Source organism: Actinacidiphila sp. DG2A-62 (assembly GCF_035825295.1).
Taxonomy (GTDB): Bacteria; Actinomycetota; Actinomycetes; order Streptomycetales; family Streptomycetaceae; genus Actinacidiphila.
In genome coordinates, this window is record NZ_JAYMGI010000002.1 from 599,112 (window position 1) to 617,255 (window position 18,144).

The 18,144-nt window shown below is 74.8% G+C and carries 13 protein-coding genes and 1 pseudogene; 8 read left to right on the forward strand and 6 right to left on the reverse strand.

The annotated features are described in order from the left end of the window. The first annotated feature begins 525 nt into the window (after positions 1-525). Positions 526-1,218: a response regulator transcription factor gene (locus VSR01_RS03060; RefSeq protein WP_326447743.1), complete on the forward strand. Its 693-nt coding sequence runs from the start codon at positions 526-528 to the stop codon at positions 1,216-1,218. 7 nt (positions 1,219-1,225) lie between these two features. Then, the gene (locus tag VSR01_RS03065) at positions 1,226-2,308 is read left to right on the forward strand and encodes a sensor histidine kinase (protein WP_326447744.1); all 1,083 of its coding nucleotides are present in this window, start codon (positions 1,226-1,228) and stop codon (positions 2,306-2,308) included. A gap of 99 nt (positions 2,309-2,407) precedes the next feature. Here VSR01_RS03065 and vanX read toward each other — a convergent pair whose 3' ends face one another. The 3 genes from vanX to VSR01_RS03080 are packed head-to-tail and all read right to left on the reverse strand — an operon-like array spanning position 2,408 to position 5,072. Beyond that, positions 2,408-3,016 (reverse strand): D-Ala-D-Ala dipeptidase VanX, encoded by a 609-nt coding sequence (vanX, locus tag VSR01_RS03070; protein WP_326447745.1) that lies wholly within the window; start codon positions 3,014-3,016, stop codon positions 2,408-2,410. Next, the gene (gene vanA, locus VSR01_RS03075; RefSeq protein WP_326453470.1) at positions 3,013-4,080 is read right to left on the reverse strand and encodes a D-alanine--(R)-lactate ligase; all 1,068 of its coding nucleotides are present in this window, start codon (positions 4,078-4,080) and stop codon (positions 3,013-3,015) included. Before vanA ends, vanX begins: the two co-directional genes overlap by 4 nt. Positions 4,081-4,082: 2 nt before the next feature. After that, positions 4,083-5,072 (reverse strand): D-isomer specific 2-hydroxyacid dehydrogenase family protein, encoded by a 990-nt coding sequence (locus VSR01_RS03080; RefSeq protein ID WP_326447746.1) that lies wholly within the window; start codon positions 5,070-5,072, stop codon positions 4,083-4,085. Positions 5,073-5,206: 134 nt separating this feature from the next. Here VSR01_RS03080 and VSR01_RS03085 point away from each other — a divergent pair. Then, positions 5,207-6,585 (forward strand): annotated as a pseudogene (locus VSR01_RS03085) (UDP-N-acetylmuramoyl-tripeptide--D-alanyl-D-alanine ligase). 173 nt (positions 6,586-6,758) lie between these two features. Here the strand turns inward: VSR01_RS03085 and VSR01_RS03090 are convergent. Both VSR01_RS03090 and VSR01_RS03095 read right to left on the reverse strand, forming a co-directional pair. After that, positions 6,759-7,907, reverse strand: coding sequence for a lipid II:glycine glycyltransferase FemX (locus VSR01_RS03090; RefSeq protein ID WP_326453471.1), 1,149 nt, complete (start codon positions 7,905-7,907; stop codon positions 6,759-6,761). A gap of 206 nt (positions 7,908-8,113) precedes the next feature. Next, positions 8,114-9,733 (reverse strand): metallophosphoesterase family protein, encoded by a 1,620-nt coding sequence (locus tag VSR01_RS03095; RefSeq protein ID WP_326447747.1) that lies wholly within the window; start codon positions 9,731-9,733, stop codon positions 8,114-8,116. A gap of 430 nt (positions 9,734-10,163) precedes the next feature. Between VSR01_RS03095 and VSR01_RS03100 the strand changes: the two genes are divergently transcribed. The 5 genes from VSR01_RS03100 to VSR01_RS03120 all read left to right on the forward strand — a co-directional run bounded on the left by VSR01_RS03100 (position 10,164) and on the right by VSR01_RS03120 (position 17,164). After that, positions 10,164-12,131: an amidase gene (locus VSR01_RS03100; RefSeq protein WP_326447748.1), complete on the forward strand. Its 1,968-nt coding sequence runs from the start codon at positions 10,164-10,166 to the stop codon at positions 12,129-12,131. After that, positions 12,128-12,325 carry a hypothetical protein gene (locus VSR01_RS03105; protein ID WP_326447749.1) on the forward strand — a complete coding sequence of 66 codons (198 nt, stop codon included), beginning with the start codon at positions 12,128-12,130 and terminating at the stop codon, positions 12,323-12,325. The genes VSR01_RS03100 and VSR01_RS03105 overlap by 4 nt, the downstream gene beginning before the upstream one ends. A gap of 10 nt (positions 12,326-12,335) precedes the next feature. Beyond that, positions 12,336-15,005, forward strand: coding sequence for a hypothetical protein (locus VSR01_RS03110; RefSeq protein ID WP_326447750.1), 2,670 nt, complete (start codon positions 12,336-12,338; stop codon positions 15,003-15,005). A gap of 232 nt (positions 15,006-15,237) precedes the next feature. Continuing rightward, positions 15,238-15,765, forward strand: a complete 528-nt coding sequence (locus tag VSR01_RS03115; protein WP_326447751.1) for a hypothetical protein — start codon at positions 15,238-15,240, stop codon at positions 15,763-15,765. A gap of 85 nt (positions 15,766-15,850) precedes the next feature. Beyond that, positions 15,851-17,164: a lactonase family protein gene (locus VSR01_RS03120; protein ID WP_326447752.1), complete on the forward strand. Its 1,314-nt coding sequence runs from the start codon at positions 15,851-15,853 to the stop codon at positions 17,162-17,164. Here the strand turns inward: VSR01_RS03120 and VSR01_RS03125 are convergent. Further along, positions 17,133-18,077 (reverse strand): AraC family transcriptional regulator, encoded by a 945-nt coding sequence (locus VSR01_RS03125; RefSeq protein WP_326447753.1) that lies wholly within the window; start codon positions 18,075-18,077, stop codon positions 17,133-17,135. The two genes, VSR01_RS03120 and VSR01_RS03125, sit on opposite strands and share 32 nt — an antisense overlap. Positions 18,078-18,144 lie beyond the last annotated feature (67 nt).

The following is an 18,144-nucleotide window of genomic DNA, read 5'->3' on the forward strand; positions in this document are numbered from 1 at the left end:
GGCCGGGACGCGCTCGGCGTCCCGCGTGCCGTCGTCCTCCGACCTTCTCGGCGCCCCCGTAACGCGCTCGTCACACACATCCATGTGCATAGAGCACCTAATTGGAGAGTCGGCCGCGCCCGGGACGCACGTCAACACAAGGGGCGCGAGGGATGGATGCAATGGGCAACTTTCGGTCAGCAGCCGGGTGACGTGGACGAACGGACCCCCGCGCGCCACCGCGGTGACGTGCCGTCGACCCTCGGGCCACGCCTTTGCCGAGTCATGGCCGATCCCTGCCCGGACCGTGGGCCGCCGCCGCCCGCACCCCCTTCGTATACGACCTTTTCGGCGTCCCCCGGCGCCCATCCGGCGCTCTCCGCCGTGCACGGCCCGGCCGCCGGCCGCCGCGGACGGTGCGAACCGGCCGCGGTCCGCCCCGGGGAACGGCCGATTCCGACCCATCGCGCCGGAGCGTGAGCGCCGCGGCACACGCGGTGACGCGCGATACGCCGGCGATACGGACCGGCTCGTAGCATCGGGTGCATGCGTGTGCTGATCGTCGAGGACGAGCCTTATCTGGCGGAAGCCGTACGGGACGGGCTGCGGCTGGAGGCGATCGCGGCCGACATCGCGGGGGACGGGGACACCGCCCTGGAGCTGCTGGCCGTCAACACCTATGACATCGCCGTCCTCGACCGGGACGTGCCCGGCCCGTCGGGCGACGAGATCGCCCGGTGGATCGTCGCCTCCGGCAGCGGCATGCCCATCCTGATGCTCACCGCGGCCGACCGGCTGGACGACAAGGCCTCCGGGTTCGGGCTCGGCGCCGACGACTACCTGACGAAGCCGTTCGACCTGCGGGAGCTGGTGCTGCGGCTGCGGGCGCTGGAGCGCAGGCGTGCGCACAGCCGGCCGCCGGTGCGGGAGATCGCGGGGCTGCGGCTCGACCCGTTCCGCCGCGAGGTCTACCGGGACGGGCGCTACGTCGCGCTCACCCGCAAGCAGTTCGCGGTGCTCGACCTCCTGGTGGCGGCCGAGGGCGGCGTCGTCAGCGCCGAGGAGCTGCTGGAACGCGCCTGGGACGAGAACGCCGACCCGTTCACCAACGCCGTGCGGATCACCGTCTCGGCGCTGCGCAAGCGCCTGGGCGAGCCCTGGATCATCGCCACCGTGCCCGGCGTCGGCTACCGCATCGACACCGGGCCGGCCGCCGGGCCCGGCGCCGAGGAGGGGTGACGCGGCCGTGGACAGGCAGCCGGGCCTGAGCGTCCGCCTCAAACTCACCCTCAGCTACGCGGGCTTCCTCGTGTTCGCCGGCTTCGTGCTGCTCGCCGTCATGTGGATCTCGCTGCTCTACCGCGTCCACCCGGGGCTGATCGTCGTCGTGGAGAGCCACCGGGCCCTGCTGCGCCAGTTCGGCCCGACCACGCTCTTCGTGATGGTGTTCCTGCTGCTGTTCGGGCTGATCGGCGGCTGGTTCCTGGCCGGCCGGATGCTGGCCCCGCTCACCCACATCACGGACGCCACCCGCCGGGCCGCCGAGGGGTCGCTCTCGCACCGCATCCGGCTGCCGGGCCCCACCGACGAGTTCCGCGAACTCGCCGACGCCTTCGACACGATGCTCGCGCGCCTGGAGGCGCACGACGCCGAGCAGCAGCGGTTCGCCGCCAACGCCTCGCACGAGCTGCGCACCCCGCTGGCGATCTCGCAGACCCTCCTCGACGTGGCCCGCCGCGACCCGGGCCACGACCACGGCGAGCTGATCGAGCGCCTGCACACCGTCAACGCGCGGGCGATCGACCTCACCGAGGCGCTCCTGGTGCTCAGCCGCGCCGACCGCGGGTCCTTCCGCCGGGAGCCGGTCGACCTGTCCCTGCTGGCGGAGGAGGCCGCCGAGACGCTGCTGCCGTTCGCCGAGAAGCGCGGCGTCGCGATCGAGGTGTCCGGACGGGCCGCGCCGGTGCTCGGGTCGCAGCCGCTGCTGCTGCAGTTGGCGACGAACCTCGTGCACAACGCCGTCGTGCACAACCTGCCGGGCCGCGGCACCGTGTGGGTGGCCACCGACGTGCGCGACGCGGGCGCGGTGCTGACCGTGGAGAACACCGGCGAGCGGATCGACCCGGGGCTGGCGGCGACGCTCACCGAGCCGTTCCGCCGCGGCACCGACCGCGTCCGCACCGACCACGCGGGCGTCGGCCTGGGCCTGGCCATCGCCCAGACCATCGCCCACGCGCACGGCGGGACGATCGCCCTCGACCCCCGCCCGGCCGGCGGGCTGCGCGTCGTCGTCACCCTACCCGCGGACCCCGACCCCGCGCGCCCCTGACCCCGCCCCCCGAGCCGGCCGCCCTCGAGCCGGCCGTCCTTGAGCCGGCCGGCGCCCGCCCGACCGGCGGCGCCGCGCACCCTCCGGCTCCGTACGCCGTCACACGATGGGGAAGTCGAAGTACGTGTCCGGGTACGGCTCGTCCCGCAGCGTGTAGTGCCACCACTCGCTGGCGTACGGGCTGAAGCCGCTGGCCTCCATCACCGCCCGCAGGTGCTCGCGGTTGCGTTCCTCGGCCCGGGTGATGCCGTGGGCGCCGTGGTGGGAGACGGGGTCCATCAGGTCGTGGTCGCCGCCCATGGCCGCGAGTTCGCCGCCGGACAGGTGGTAGAGGGTCAGATCGACGGTGCTGCCGCGGCTGTGCCCGGACTTGGCGGCCACGTAGCCGTGGTCGAACATCCCGGCGCGGTCGATGTTCGGGTAGTGCCGGAGCTTGGTCCGGCCGTCCTCCGGCAGCCGGGACCAGCGCAGGAAGCAGTCCACCGCGCGCTGCGGGCGGTAGGCGTCCCACAGCAGCAGGCCGAAGCCGCGCGCGGCGGCCTCCTCCCGCGCTCGTTCCAGGGCCGCGCACAGCGCCCGCGTGCCGACGACCCGGTTGGCCAGGTAGCCGTCCACCGGCTTCCCGGTGAAGTTGTCCCAGGTGGCGTACTTGGCGTCCCACCGCACCCCGGGCAGACACGCGTCGATGAAGACGAAGTCCTCGTTCACCGCGCCGCCCCGTCCCGCGGGCCGGGGGCCTGCGCCCGGCGCAGCGCCTGCCGCAGCATCCGGTCGACCAGGGCGGACATCGGCAGCCCGGCCGCCGCCATCATCCGCGGGTAGCGGCTGTAGGAGGTCATCCCCGGCAGGGTGTTGACCTCGTTGAGGACCACCCGGCCGTCGGGGGTGAGGAACATGTCCACCCGTGCCAGCCCCCGGCACCCCAGCGCGCGGTACACCGCCTTGGCCGTCTCCTGGACGAGTTCGCGCGCGCGGTCGGGGATGTCCGCGGGCACGATCGGCGTGGAGTTCTCCGAACCGCTCTCCGGCGCGCTCTCCTGGTGGATCCTGAAGAAGCCGTGGGACAGCGCGATGTGGTCCACCTCGCCGACGAACAGCTCCGGCTCGTCGCCGAGGACCGCGCAGCCGACCTCGCTGCCGGCCACGGCCCGCTCGATCAGCACCTTGGTGTCGTACCGCCGCGCGGCCTCCAGCGCGGCCGGCAGCTCCTCCTCCCGGTCGACCTTGGTGACGCCGAACGACGAGCCCGAGCGGGCCGGCTTCACGAAGACGGGGTACGTCAGCCGGTCGGCCTCGACCTTCCCGCCGTCGGACACGGTCCAGAACTCCGGCGTGGCGATGCCGGCGCTCCGCGCGACGGTGTAGGCGAGGGACTTGTCCATGCACAGCGCGGAACTCTGGACGTCGCAGCCGACGTAGGGGATGCCGGACAGCTCCAGCAGCCCCTGCACCGCGCCGTCCTCGCCGAGCCTGCCGTGCAGCACGGGCAGCACCACGTCGAGCGGGACCGTCCCGTACCGCCCCTGTTCGAAGACCAGGAGTCCGCGCACCCCGCGGTCCGGCGACAGCACGGCCGGGCGGCCGTTGCCGTCCTCCCAGCCGGGGTCGGGTCCGTCGCAGAGCTTCCAGACGCCGTCCCGGGTGATGCCGACGTAGAACGGCTCGTACGCCCCCGTGTCCAGGCTCGCGGCGATCTCCCGTGCCGACTTGACGGAGACGGGGTGCTCCTCGGAGCACCCTCCGAAGAGGATGCCGACCTTGGGCCTGTCCATGCTCATGTCGCTCGTGTCCTGCTTTCGTGGTCGCTTCGGTGGTGGAGGCAGTTGGCGAGGGAGTTCTCGACCATGTCGCGCAGCGCGCGGTCGGTGTAGTAGGCGGTGTGCGGGGTGATCAGCACGTTCGGCAGCTTCTGCAGGCGCAGCAGCGGTTCGCCGGCGGCGGGTCCGGCTCTGCGGTCGGCGTAGAAGACGCCTTCCTCGCCCTCGACCACGTCCAGCGCCGCGCCGCCCAGCCGGCCGCTCTCCAGCGCGGCGATGAGGGCGTCGGTGTCGACGAGCGGGCCGCGACCGGTGTTGACGAGGTACGCGCCCGGCTTCATCAATGCGATCCGCCGCCGGTCCAGCAGGTGGCGGGTCTCCGCGGTGAGCGGGGTGTGCAGCGTCACGATGTCGCTCAGCCGCAGCAGTTCGTCCAGCGGCACGTGCTCGGCGGCGATCCTGGGACGCCGGTCGTGGGCGAGGAGCCGGCAGCCGAAGCCGCGCAGCCGGTCCGCGACCGCCGCGCCGATCCGGCCGGTCCCGACGATCCCGACGGTCAGGTCGCGCAGTTCCCTGCCGCGGGCCTCGGGCAGCCGGTAGTCGTGGTCGTCCACCCGGCGGACCGTGGACTGCGCGTTGCGGACCGACATCAGCATGAGCATGAGCGTGTGGTCGGCCACGCTGTCGGGCGAATAGGAGACGTTCTCCACCGCGATGCCGATGCGCTCGGCGTAGGCGACGTCGATGTGGTCGCGGCCGACGCTCCTGGTGGAGACGTACTCCACTCCGGCTTGTCTGAGTGCGCGCAGGACGGCGGCGGTGAGGCGCGCCTGGTGGCCGACGCTCACGCACCGGCTGCCGGCCGCCAGAGCGGCCGTGGCCTCGGAGGGCGCGGTGTGCGTGACGGTCACCGCGACGCCGGACTCCGCGGCCGCCCGCCGGAACAGCGCGGCCTCGTCCGGCCCGCACCCGTAGGCGGTGATGCGCGGTGGTTCGCTGGGGGACATGCGCCCAGTCAATGCCGTGTGCTGTTGCGGTCGCGTATGCGGATTCCGATATGCCGCCCATACATTACTCGCGGGTAATATATGGTCCTCCTATCGAATTCCGCTTATCCGCCGGAAACAGGGCGCCGTTTTGAATGGCGGACGTGACCTCCAACGAATCGACGTCCGTCCGCATCGCCCTTTCCCTCCGCGAGATCGCCGCGATCACCGGCGGGAGGGTCGAGGGCGACAGTTCCGTGACGGTGACCGGGCCGGCCGTGCTCGACGGCAGGAAGGCCGAACCCGGCGGGCTCTTCGTGGCCTTCGCCGGTGAGCGCACCGACGGTCACGACCACGCGGCCCAGGCCGGCCGGCCGGCGCGGTGGCGGTGCTCGGCTCGCGCCCCACCGCGCTGCCCACCGTGGTCGTCACCGACACCAGGGCCGCGCTCCAGGCGCTCGCCGCCCATGTGGTGGCGCGGCTGCGCGGCGGCCTGACCGTCGCCGCGCTGACCGGCTCCTCGGGCAAGACCGGCACCAAGGACCTGCTGGCCGCGGTGCTGGCCGGCGCCGCGCCGACGGTCGCCACCGCCGGCTCCTTCAACAACGAGCTGGGCGTGCCGCTGACCATGCTGCGCGCGAGCCCGGCCACCCGGTTCCTGGTGCTGGAGATGGGCGCGCGGCACGTCGGCGACATCGCCCGGCTCACCGGACTGGTCGCGCCGGACATCGCCGTCGTCCTCAACGTCGGCCGGGCGCACATCGGCGAGTTCGGCTCGCGCGAGGCCATCGCCCGGGCCAAGGGCGAGCTGGTGCGGGGGCTCGCGCCCGGCGGCACCGCGGTGCTGTGCGCGGACGACCCGCGGGTGGCGGCGATGCGGTCGCTCACACACGGCCCGGTGCTGACCTTCGGCCGCTCGCCCGAGGCCGACGTACGGGTGCTCGGGCTGGAGCAGGACCGGCTCGGCCGGCCGTCGTTCGCCCTGCGCGCGGCCGGCGCCACCGCCCATGTCGCGCTGCCGCTGGTGGGGGCCCACCAGGCGGTCAACGCGGCGGCCGCCGCGGCGGCGGCCCTGGCGGCCGGTGTGCCGCTGGACGCGGCCGCGGCGGCGCTGTCCACCGCCACGCTGTCCGGACGGCGGCTGGAGGTGCGCGACCTCGCCTGCGGCGCGACGCTGCTCGACGACTCCTACAACGCCAACCCCGACTCCACCCGCGCCGCGCTGGACGCGCTGGCCGCGGTCGAGGGCGGGCGGCGCATCGCCGTCCTCGGCGCGATGCTCGAACTGGGCGACACCGGCGAGGCCGAGCACCGCGCCGCCGGCGCGTACGCCGCCGCCCGCGCCGACGTGGTGGCCGCGGTCGGCGAGGGCGCGCGGGCGGTCGCGGACGGCGCGGCAGGACGCGGGCTGTTCCTCGCCGACAACGGCGCGGCCGCGGCGTGGCTGCGCGGCGAGGTCGCGGCCGGCGACGTGGTGCTCGTCAAGGCGTCGCGCGGCGCCCGCCTGGACGAGGTCGCCGCGGCGCTCGCGTAGGGCGTGCGTGCGGCTGCGGGGCCGAGCCGGCCCGGGCGGGCCTACGCGGACCCGCGCCGGGCCGGTCGCGGGGGTTCGACGCGGGGAGGACCGCCGCGCGCCCGCCGCTCCAGCAGGCGCGGCGGCTCAGCAGGCGCCGCCGGCAGGCGCGGCGGCTCAGCGGGCGCCGCGGCTCAGCGGCTGCGGCGGCCCGCCTTCGCGCGGTGCCGCATGTAGAGGTCGAACGCCTGGTAGACCCGCGGCCGCAGCGGCAGGTCCCACTCGCCCGCGTACCGCACGGCCCGGCCGCCGGTGCCGACCTTGAACTGGATCAGCCCGACGTGCGGATCGTCCGCGTCGAGGGTGGGCGTGATCCCGCGCAGGTCGTAGACGTCGCAGCCGGCCGCGAGCGCGTCGCGGATCATCGCCCACTGGCACGCGTTGGAACCGCGCACCTCGCGCTTGTGCGTGGAGGAGGCGCCGTACGTGTACCAGGCGTGGGCGCCGACCCGCACCAGGACGGTGGCGGCGACCGGGTCGCCCTGGTGGCGGGCGAGGTACAGCCTGATCCGCGCGGGGTCCTCGGCGCTCATCGCCGCGAACATCGTCTCGAAGTACCGCAGCGGCCGGGGCGTGAAGCGGTCGCGCGCGGCGGTGTGGAGGTAGAGGTCGTGGAACTCCTTCAGCTCCGCGCCGCTCGGGACCGCGCCGCCCCCGGCGACCGTGACCTCGACGCCGGCCTTCGCCGCCTTCTTGACGTTGCGTCGCCACAGCTGGTTCATGCCGCCGAGCACCTCGTCCTCGGTCCGGCCGGCCAGCGGCAGTTCGTACGTGAACTGCGGCTGGCCGGCGCCGAATCCGTCCTCCGGGCTCTGCGGCAGCCAGCCCGCCGCCGCGAGGTGGGCGGCCACCCGGGCGCCGGCCGGGTCGCCGGCGCCACCGGGCAGGTCGGTGAGCCGCTCGACCGCGGGGTCGGCGATGCCCTCCTTGACCTGGGCGGCGCTCCAGACGTGCGTGCGCACCGGCGGTCCGAGCCGGATCGCGAACGCGCCGTGCGCCTTGAGGCGGGCCGCCAGCGGGCCGAGCCACGCGCCGAGGTCGCCGGCCCAGTCGATGGCCGGGCCCTGCGGCAGGTAGGCGAGCGTGAAGCGCTCCAGCCGGGGCACCGGCCGGTGCAGCACCAGCCCCGCGCCCACCAGCCGGCCGCCGTCGTACCAGCCGAGGGACTCGCTGCGCCACTCGGTCTTGACCCGCCCCCACCCGGGCGTCTGCAGGAAGCTCACCGAGCGCCGCGCCCGTACGAACGCCAGGTGCTCGGCGGCGCTGATCGGCTCCACCCTCAGCCCCGCGCCTCCGCCGGGCTCCCCGGCCCTCCCCGTCCCAGGTCCCGCACCCACGCGCACTCCACCGCCGACCTCGCCGTTGACCATGCCCCGAGTGAAGACAGCCCGGCGTTGCCGCCGCGTATGCGGTTTTCCATACGCCGCCGATACGCGCTGCCGGCACGCGTCGCCGGCGCCCGCGGCCGGCGCCCGCGGCCCGGGGTGTGTCAGTGGCCCCGCGGACGCTCCTGGGTCGGCGTCGGCAGCGTGATCGTGAACTCGTCCTCCACGGGCGGGTCCTGCTCCTGCCCGAGCATTCCCGTCGCCGCGAAACAGCGGACTCGCACCGCCCCGGGGCTCACATCCAGCCGCAGGAAGCTCTTGAAGAACGGCGGGTCGTACGTCGCCGAGGCGGGCGAGAGCAGGCCGGTCAGCGTCTTGCGGACGGGCAGTCGGACCCGGCCGCGCCGCTGCGGCCGCGGCGGCACGCCGAGCACGCTCGCGACGAAGCGGGCGCGCCGTCCCGGCGTGCCGGCGGAACCTGACGGGCCGACGGCTCCGGGGCTGCGGACCGGCGTCGTGCCGAGGCGCCGCGCCACCACCGCGGACGCCTCGTCGGGGTGCAGGTCGAACAGCTTGCGCAGCCGCAGCCTGCGCCCGTACAGGCGGCTGTAGAACGCCAGCGAGTCGCCGCGCAGCGGGTAGCAGCGGAAGTTCTCCTCGGTGACGCCGCCGATGTCGACCCGCGGAATGGTGTGCGTGGCGTGCATGAACGCGCCGCCCCCGCCGGACACCACGTACTCGATCCGCCGTCCGGCCACGTCGACCGGGTAGTGCTGGTAGTTGTGGATGTCGCCGCCGATCGCCGCGACGTAGTGGTGCGCCGGATCGGTGACGATCTCGTCGACGGTGCCGCCGCCCTCGATCGCGCACGGGTGGTGCTCGCCGTCCACGTAGATCGGCGAGCCGGTGACGAGAATCTTGGGCCGGTCCCCCGCCGAGACGCGTCGCAGCCAGTCCCCCTGCTCGCGGTCGATGTCGCCGAGCAGACCGGTGTCGATGCCGACGATCCGCAGCGGTCCCGCGTCGATCGCCCAGTACGGGCCGGGCTGGGACGCCTGCTGGGACGGCGCGCCGCGCAGCAGCCGCTCCTCGTCGAGCCGCGCGTCGTCCGGGGTCTGCGGGCTCGCCCACAGCAGCGTCCGCCACCAGGCGGCCGTCAGCGGGCGGGGCCGCGGCGCGGGCGGAAGCGCGGGCGCGCGGCAGAAGACCCGCATGAAGCCGGTGAGCCCGTCGTACCAGTCGTGGTTGCCCGGTATCGCGTAGATCGGGGCGGCGTAGTCGCGGTACGGGCGGAAGAACTTCGGGCCGTACTCGTTGGCGTTGCCGACCGGGTAGAGGACGTCGCTGCACACCACGGCGAAGCGGGTGCCAGCGCCGGCTTCGAGCAGGCCGGGTATCACCGCGTACTGCGGGCCGTCGCCCTCGCCGGTGTCGCCGATCAGCAGGAAGGAGAAGGTGTCCGGGTCGTCGCGGGCGATCACCAGGTCGTCGGCGGGGTCCGCGCCCGATCTGCTGTCCGCGGCGGCAGCGGGGTCGGAACCGGCGGCGGCGCCGGTGTCCGTGCCGCCGCGCCGGGCGGCCTCGGCCGCGACCCAGCGGGAGCGGTCCCGCCCGGTGGGGTCGCCGAACAGCGAGGCCAGCGGCCCGTTGCGCGCCTTCCAGAGCGTCCCGGGGTTCAGCCAGGACAGCTTCTCCACCCGGGCGGGCATCAACTCCCGGTAGGTGCCGGGTTCTTGGTCCTGCCAGCCGGCGCCGGACAGGGACTCACGCGAGGAGGCGGCCATCGGCGCAGCGTAACAAGCGTGCCGTCCCTCCGTGCCGGCAGCGGGCGTTCGGCGTCTCGGCTCGCGGCCGGGGCCGGCCGCCGTCATGCGGCCCGCGGGCGGGGGGCGGTGTCCGCATGCTGAGCCGACGCCGTGTTTAGTTTATGTTTCACCTATCGAGCCCGGAGGCGGGGACCGTCCCCTCCGGGGCGCGAGCCGGAGCGGGAAAGGGCGAATTGAGCCGTTTCCCAAGCCCGTTTCCGTTCCTGCGAATTCATCTCGCCGGAACACCGCGGAAACAACGAAATGCCTGGTTACGGACGCGTAGCCGAAATCCGCTGATCTTCCTTCCCCCGGGATACTTTCGCGTCCTAAAGTCTCCTCCGCGTCGCCTTCCCCCCACGTTCAGGCCTTTCGCGCACCCTGCAGAACGAGGACAGGAAAGCCGCACATGCCAGTACGCCGTACCCCCGCCTCCTCCGCTTCCTCCGTCTCCCCCGCCGTTCCGGACTCCGACGCCGCTGTCGCCCCAACAGACTCCCCCTCGCGCGGGCTGAGCCGCCGCGCGATGCTCGGCGGCGCGGCCGCCGTGACCGGAGCCGCCGCGGTGTCGGCCGCCGCCGTCGCCCCCGCCGTCGCCGACTCGCCCGCGGCGAGCGGCGCTTCGGCCGCCGCGGCGTTCGCCGACGCCCTGCCCGCCGCGGCGTCGCTGCCCAAGCGCCGCCGGCTCGTGGACTACGAAGTGATGGAGCTGGCCGCGCTGTTGCGGGCCGGCGTCGTCACCGCCGTCCAGGTCACCCGGGCGTACCTGGACCGCATCGACCGCTTCAACGGGCCGTTCGAGACCTACGGCGACAACGGCCTCTACAACGCGTTCGTCCGGATCGACCGGGAGGGCGCGCTCGCCCAAGCGGCCGCCGCCGACGCGGCGTTCGCCCGCGCCCGGCACACCCGTGCGCCGCTCCCGCCGTTGCTGGGCATCCCGTTCGGCATCAAGGACTCCGTGGCCGTCAAGGGCCTGGAGGCCAAGGACGGCAGCCACGCCTTCGACGGCAACGCCGCGCTGCGGGACGCCACCGTCGTCCAGCGGCTGCGCGAGGCCGGCGCGGTGATCCTCGGCCACACCATCGCCTCGGCCTTCTCCGGCTCGATCACCGGCACCTTCGCCGGCAACGCCTGGAACAAGGCGTACGTGCCCGGAGGTTCGAGCCAGGGCTCCGGCGTGGCGCCGGTCGCCCGGCTCGCCGCGGCCTGCATCGGCGAGGAGACCGGCGGCTCCATCATGATGCCGTCGGCCGCCAACGGCGCCAGCGGCATCAAGCCCTCGCTCGGCACCTGCCCGGTCGGCGGCCTCATGCCGCTGTCCCCCGGGTACGACGTCCTCGGCCCGCTCGCCCGCTCCGTGCGCGACGCCTCCCTCATCCTGTCGGTGATCCTCGGCCCGGACCCGGCCGACGACCCGCTGAGCCTGTCGGCGCCCGACCCGTTCCCCGCCATGCCGCTCACCGCCCGCAAGGGCCGCAAGCCGCTGGCCGGGATCACCATCGGCGTCCCGCAGACCGACTGGATGCGCACGAGCGCCGGCATCCGCACGGGAGTCTCCCCGCAGGACGTCTACGACGCCGACCACCTCGCCGCGTTCAAGCGGCTGAAGCAGCAACTCGTCTCGCTGGGCGCGACGGTGAAGGACTTCGCCGGCCTGGACGTCACCGTCCCGGCCAACGACCCCTATTTCGCCAGCACCGACGTGCTCGCCACCGTCGACGGCTCCCCGGTATCACCGTCCTCCGCGGTGCTCAGCCCCAACCGCTACGAGATCGGCTACTGGGACGCGGTCAAGGACTTCGCCGCCACCCGGCCCGCCGACCAGGCGGCCGCCCTGCTCGCGCAGTACGGCCGCCGCGCGCCCGGCGAGACCGCCGCCTCCTTCGAGTCCGCCACCCGGTTCGGCGGCGCGGTCCCCGCCTCGGTCCGGGTCGAGGGCGAGCACCGCCGCCGCACCCTGCAGGCCAACTACCAGGCGGCCCTGGACGCGGCGGGCGTGGACTTCATGCTGGTGATGTCGCTCGGCGCGCAGATCGGCCTGCGCACCGGCGGCGGCTTCCCGGTCTACCGGGCCTACTACCAGCTGCCCAACGCGCTGACCTGGCCGATGGTCTCCTTCCCCGTCGGCTACGACAGCACCGTCGGCCTGCCCATCGCCGCGCAGTTCTGGGGGCCGCGGTTCAGCGAGCCGCAGATCGTCCAGGCGGCGATCGACTACCAGGACCGCTTCCCCGAATACCACACCGCGGCCCCGCCCGACCCCGACGTCGCGACTGCCACCCCCAAGCTCGCGCCGCACCGCCTGGTCGTCGAACCGGCCGCACCGCCGGAGCTGTCGAACGACCCGCTGATCGCCGAGGAGGCGCTGCGATGACCTTCCTCACCGTCGGCTGGGGCCCGGTGATCAACGCCGGACTGCCCCCGCAGCACCCCGGGGACGGCTCGACGCCGATCGCCACGGTGGGCTGGCTGCCCAAGCTCGGCACGGCCTTCTACCCCTACCCGCACGACGATCCGGACGCGGCCGGCGCCGCACGGCCCTCGTCCCGACCGGCCGAGTCCGCGTGAGGTGCGACCAGTGAACCCGCTCATATCCAGACGCCGGCCGCGGCGCCCGCTCACCGTGCTGGCCACGGCGCTCCTGGCCCTCGGCGCCACGGCGCTCTCGGCCGCCCTTCCGGCCGCCGCCGACACCCCCGGCGCGAGCCCGTCCGTCGTCGACTCCGGCGATGGCTGGCAGGTCAGCCGGGCCGCGGGCGGCTACGTCGTCTCCCTGCGGCTGGCGGCCCCCCTCCCGGTGAAGGACGACGTCCCCGTGCTGACCGCGGGCGGCGCCGACCTCGGACCCGCAGCCGAGTCGCCGGACGGCCGCACCCTTACCGTGACCACCACCGACCCCGCGGTCGCCACGACGAAGGGCGTCGCCTGGCGGTGGTCGAGCGGCGGTGACGGCACGGCGTCCGGCCCGGCCGCCGTGCCGCCCGCCGGCCCGCTGCTGGGCGCCCAGCGGGAGGCCCGGAAGAACCGGCCCGGCGGACCGCCCGACAGCACCGCGGGGGACCCGACGACCGTCGGAAGGGGCCGATACACCATCGCCGACTACAACTTCGGCACGCAGTCGATCCCGCTGGCCGACATCGGCGGCATACGCGGCGAACTCGAAGGCCGCGTCTACCTGCCGACCGGTCACGGCGCCCACCCGCTGGTGATCTTCCTGCACGGCCGGCACAGCGCCTGCTACAACACCACCACCTTCAAGGGCGCGAGCGGCTGGCCCTGTCCGGCCGGCACCGCGCCGATCCTGAGCTACGCGGGCTACGACGGCGCCGGCGAGGCGCTGGCGGCCGACGGCTTCACCGTCGTGTCGATCTCCGCCAACGCGATCAACGCCAACGACAACCAGCTCTCCCCGGACGACGGGGCGGGCACCCGCGGCCGGTTGGTGCTCGACACCCTCACCATGCTCAAGGCCGCCGACCGGGGACAGCCCGTCAGCTACCACGACGCCGCCACCGACAGGAACGTGACGCTCGGCCAGGCGCTGGAGGCCGGACGCGCCACCTACCCGGGCGGCACCCTCACCCCGGAGCGGCTCGTCGGCTCCATGGACTTCGACAGCATCGGGCTGATGGGCCACTCCCGCGGCGGCGAGGGCGTCGTCACCGCCGGCACCCTCAACGAGTCCCTGGCGCACCCCTGGAACATCAAGTCGGTGTTCGCCCTCGCGCCCATCGACTTCACCCGCGCCACCCTGCCCGACGTCATCACCACCACGCTGCTGCCGTACTGCGACGGCGACGTCTCCGACCAGCAGGGCCAGCACTTCTACGCCGACTCCCGCGACGGCGCCTTCGACGACGACGTCGCGCGCTCGGACCTGTGGGTGATGGGCACCGACCACGACTTCTACAACTCGTCCTGGACACCGCCGTATCCCGGCGCCTCGGACGACTGGTCGAAGGCGGACGACCCGGTCTGCGGCACCAGCGCGGCCGCGCTGGCGTCCGGGCAGAACATCCGGCTCACCGCGGCGCAGGAGTACCAGGTGGGCTCGGCGTACATCGCCGGGTTCTTCGAAGCGACGCTCGGCGGGCAGACCCGGTTCCAGGGCATGTTCGACGGCTCCGGCCAGGAGCCCCCGTCCGTCGCGGACTTCGCCGACGTCCGCACCGTCGCCCAGCAGCCCGCGTCGCTGCGCGAGGACCTGGACACCTTCCAGCAGGCCTCGCCGCTCACCAGCGCGACCGGCGACGTGACGGCCACGGTGTGCGCCAGCAAGTACGGGCGGACGCTGCCCCAAGCGCTGCCGTTCTGCACGGTCCCCGGCAGCACGCTGACCAACCAGCAGGTCCCGTACTGGACTCCCGCCAACTACGCCCCGAACGTCCCGCTCAACCCGATGACCCATCTGACCTGGACCGGCGCCGACGGATCGGTCACCGTGACCGTTCCGCACGGTGAGCGCGACGTCTCGCGCTACGCCGAGATGAGCGTCGGGATGTCCCCCGACGAGACGGTCGCCACCGGCACCGACATCACACTGAGCGTGACCGACGCCGCGGGGCGCACCTGGAGCGACCTGGTCTCCCGGCTCAACCCCTGGGGAGTGCGGCGGATGCCGGCCGGCCCGTCCACCAGCCTCGGCAAGATCGTCCTCCAGCAGGTGCACGTGCCCACCTCGGCGCTGCGCGCGGCGCACCTGGACCTGGCGAGGATCGCCTCGGTGGCCTTCACCCCGGCGATCGGCGCCGACGGCACGGCCGCCGGCGGGGCGTACCTGTCCGACCTGTCCTTCGACACCCCGGGCCTGGGCCGGCCGGACGCGCACCCGCGGACGGCCGTCGGGGTCGCCTCGGCGACCGTCGAGGAGGGCGACGGGCCGGGCACCGCCCATGTGGCGGTCCACCTGTCCCGCCCGAGCGGCACCCCGGTCACCGCCTACCTGACCGCGATCGGCTCGACCACGGGCAAGGTCGGCCTGGCCATGCGGCAGGTCGTCTTCCCGCCGGGCACGCTCTGCCGGGCCGTCCCGATCCCGCTCACCGGCGACACCCTCCCCGGCACCGCCGCGACCACCTCGTACAAGATCGCCGTCTCCGACTCGACCGGCGGTGTGCTCGGAGCCGACGACTTCGGCACCGTGACCGTCCGCGAGGACGACGGCGTGACCGCGCCGGGGACGCCGGCGCCGCCGGTCGGCCACCAGGGCGACGTCTGCGCGCCCTACCGGCACGGGGGACACGGCTGACCGGACCCCCCGCGTGACGGCGTCCGCCGTGGAGGGCACACCGCGAGGTGGCCGTCCGCGGCGGACGCGCGTGCGGGCCGCCGGGCCCGGGGCCGCACGCGGCGCCGGCAGGCCGGGGTCGGCCAGGCCGGCCGCGACCGCCGACGCGGCCCTCCCCTGCGGCTTACTCGGTGGTTGCCCACTGCGCCGCGATCCGTACCGGCCGCGCCCGGCACGCGGTTAAGGTGCGGGCATGCCAACCGGTGACCGTGCGGGCGAGCCGACGCTGCTGGACCCCAAGAACCCCGTCGTCGCGGGGTTCGCCTACCTGTTCGGCCTGGTGCTGCTGGTCGGCGGCGCCGGCGCGGCCGTGTTCTGTGTGGTCTCGGCGTTCACGCAGGACATGGAGTCCACCGGCGACTGGATCCTCCTCGCGGCCACGTTCCTGGCCACCCTGCTCGTCGCCGTCATGGGGTACCGCGTCTTCACCTCCTACCGCGCCGACCGCGCGCAGACCATCGCGCTGGCCGACCACGGCGTGGACGCCGAGGCCCTCGTGCTCTCCGCCGTGCTGCTGCCCGGCCGCGACACCGACGACGTGCTGGACATCCATGTGCGGGTCACCGGCAGCGGGTTCGAGGACTTCGAAGCGGCGCAGAAGCTGACCGGCGACGGGTTCGAGGGCATCGTGGAGGGCGCGGTGCTGCCGGCCCGGGTCAACCCGTCGAACCTCGTCTTCTCCCTGAAGCGCCTGCGCACACCGCGCGCCGCGCGTCCCTGAGCCCTCGCCCGTCCCCGGCGCCCCTTCGCCGCGTCGCCTCCTCGTTCCACAATGGAGTCGTCCCCCCACGACGAAGGGCACCACCGTGAGTGACGAAGACTCCGCCCGTTCCCCCGGCGCTCCCACCCCTCCCCGGCCGGCGCGGCCGGCGGGGTCGGCGCAGCCCGCGCGGCCGGCGCCGTCCCCGCATCCGTCCCGGCGGCGCCTGCTCGGCGCCGCGACCGGGGTCGCGCTCCTCGGCGTCGCGGGGTCGTCGCGGGCCGGCGCGGCCACCGTCCGTGACGACCGCGCGCAGGCCCCGGACGGCGCCGCGGGCCGCACCTCGCCCGGGCCCGCGCCGCACGCCTCCGCCGTCGAGGAGCAACCGCGGCCGCTGTACACGGGCACCTACACCTCCTCGGGCGGGCCGGGCATCGCCGTCATGACGTACGACCCCGGCTCCGGCTCGGTCAGCCCGTCCGGGACGCTGCCCTCGGTGGCCGATCCGTCGTTCCTCGCCGCCCGCGGCGACGGCCTGCTCTACGCGGTGGACGAGAACGAGGACCGGGTCACGGCGGTCGCGGTCGGCGGCGGCGCGCCGCGCGTGCTGAACAGCAGCGCCGCCGGGGGCTCCGGACCGTGCCACCTGGCGGTGCACCGGGCCGGCGGACATCTGCTGACCGCGAACTACGGCTCGGGCAGCGTGGCCGTGCACCGGCTGGCCGCCGACGGGTCGCTCGGCGAGCGGACCGACCTCGTCCAGCACACGGGGTCCGGCCCCGACCCCGACCGGCAGAGCGGTCCGCACACCCACATGGTGCTGAACGACCCGGGGGGCGCGTTCGTCCTCGCCGTCGACCTGGGCACCGACACCGTGTACACCTACCGGCTCGACACCGGCTCGGGCCGGCTGACCGGCGTCTCGACCGCGAAGGCGCCGGCCGGCGCAGGTCCGCGGCACGCCGCGTTCCACCCCTCGGGGCGGTTCCTGTACGTGGCGAACGAGCTGGGCGACTCGCTGACCGTGTGCGGTTACGACCCGGACACCGGGACGGTGACGCCGGGGGACTCGCTGCCCACGGTCCCGGCCGGCAGCGGCGGCGCCGAGCGCAACTACCCCGCGGAGGTCGCCGTCTGCGCGGACGGCGCCTTCGTCTACGTGTCCAACCGGGGCCACGACAGCATCGCCCGCTTCCGGGTCGCCGACGGCGGCGCGCGGCTGGAGCTCCTCGACGCCGTCCCGTCCGGCGGCGCCTACCCGCGGCACATCGCCCTCGCGCCGGGCGACGCGTGGCTGTTCGCGGCGAACCAGAACTCCGGGACGGTCGCGGTGTTCGCCCGCGACGGGGCGACGGGCGCGCTGACGCCGGCGGGCGATCCGCTCGCGGTCACCGCGCCGGTGTGCGTCCTGCCGCAGTAGCCGCGCCCAGCGGGCCGGCCGCGCCCTGGGCGCCGAGGGCGCCCGGAGCCCCGGCCGCGCTCTGCCAGGCGCCGGGGCGCGCGCCGGTCGCGTTGCGGAAGAACACCGAGAAGTTGGACGCGTCGGGGAAGCCGAGGGCGGCGGCGCAGCCGGCCGCGGTGAGGCGGTCGTGCGCGAGCAGGCGCTTGGCCTCCAGGACGATCCGTTCGACGAGGTACGCCTTCGCGGTGCGGCCGGTGGCCCGTTGGACCGCCCGGGAGAGCGTACGCGGCGCGTATCCCAGGGCCCGCGCGTAGTGGCCCGCGTCGTGGTGCTGCCTGAAGTCGGCCTCGACCGCGGCCCGGAAGAGCCGGAACAGCGCGGACGCCGGGTCGGCGGACGGCACGTCGCCGTGCGGCGGCCGGAGCCGGGCGAGCAGCGCGGACAGCAGGATGCCGGGCAGTTCCGCCGGCGGCCCGGCCGCGCGGGCGCCCGGCCCGGTCACCGGCGGCACTTCGAGCAGGAGGTGGTTCCGCGCGGCGTCGACGAACGGCCAGTCCGCGTCGGGGACGCTCCACCGCGCGGCCGGGTCGGGGAACGCGACGACCTCCCGGGTGCCCGGCGTGACCGGCGCGGTCGGCACGAAGAGCACGAGGTGTCCCGCGACCCCGGCGACGTCGTCCCACCGGTGCACCGCGCCGGGCGCGACCCACACCGCGGACCGCGCGCCGAGCCGGTGCCGGCGGAAGTCCACCGTGACCGACCCGCGGCCGCCGTCGACGAGGGCGAGCACATAGAAGTCGGCGCGCTGCGTGCCGCCGTCGTTCAGCTCGCGCAGCCGGTTGAAGGTCATCGTCTCCACGAGGGCGCCGCCGTGCCCCACCGGTGCGTAGGTCATCTGCCGGATCGCGTCCACCTGTCCATTTTCCACCATGGGCCGACCGGTCCCGCCGATGCCCCGCGGCCGCTGCGGCAGTGCAATGGGACGTGCGGCGTCCCGC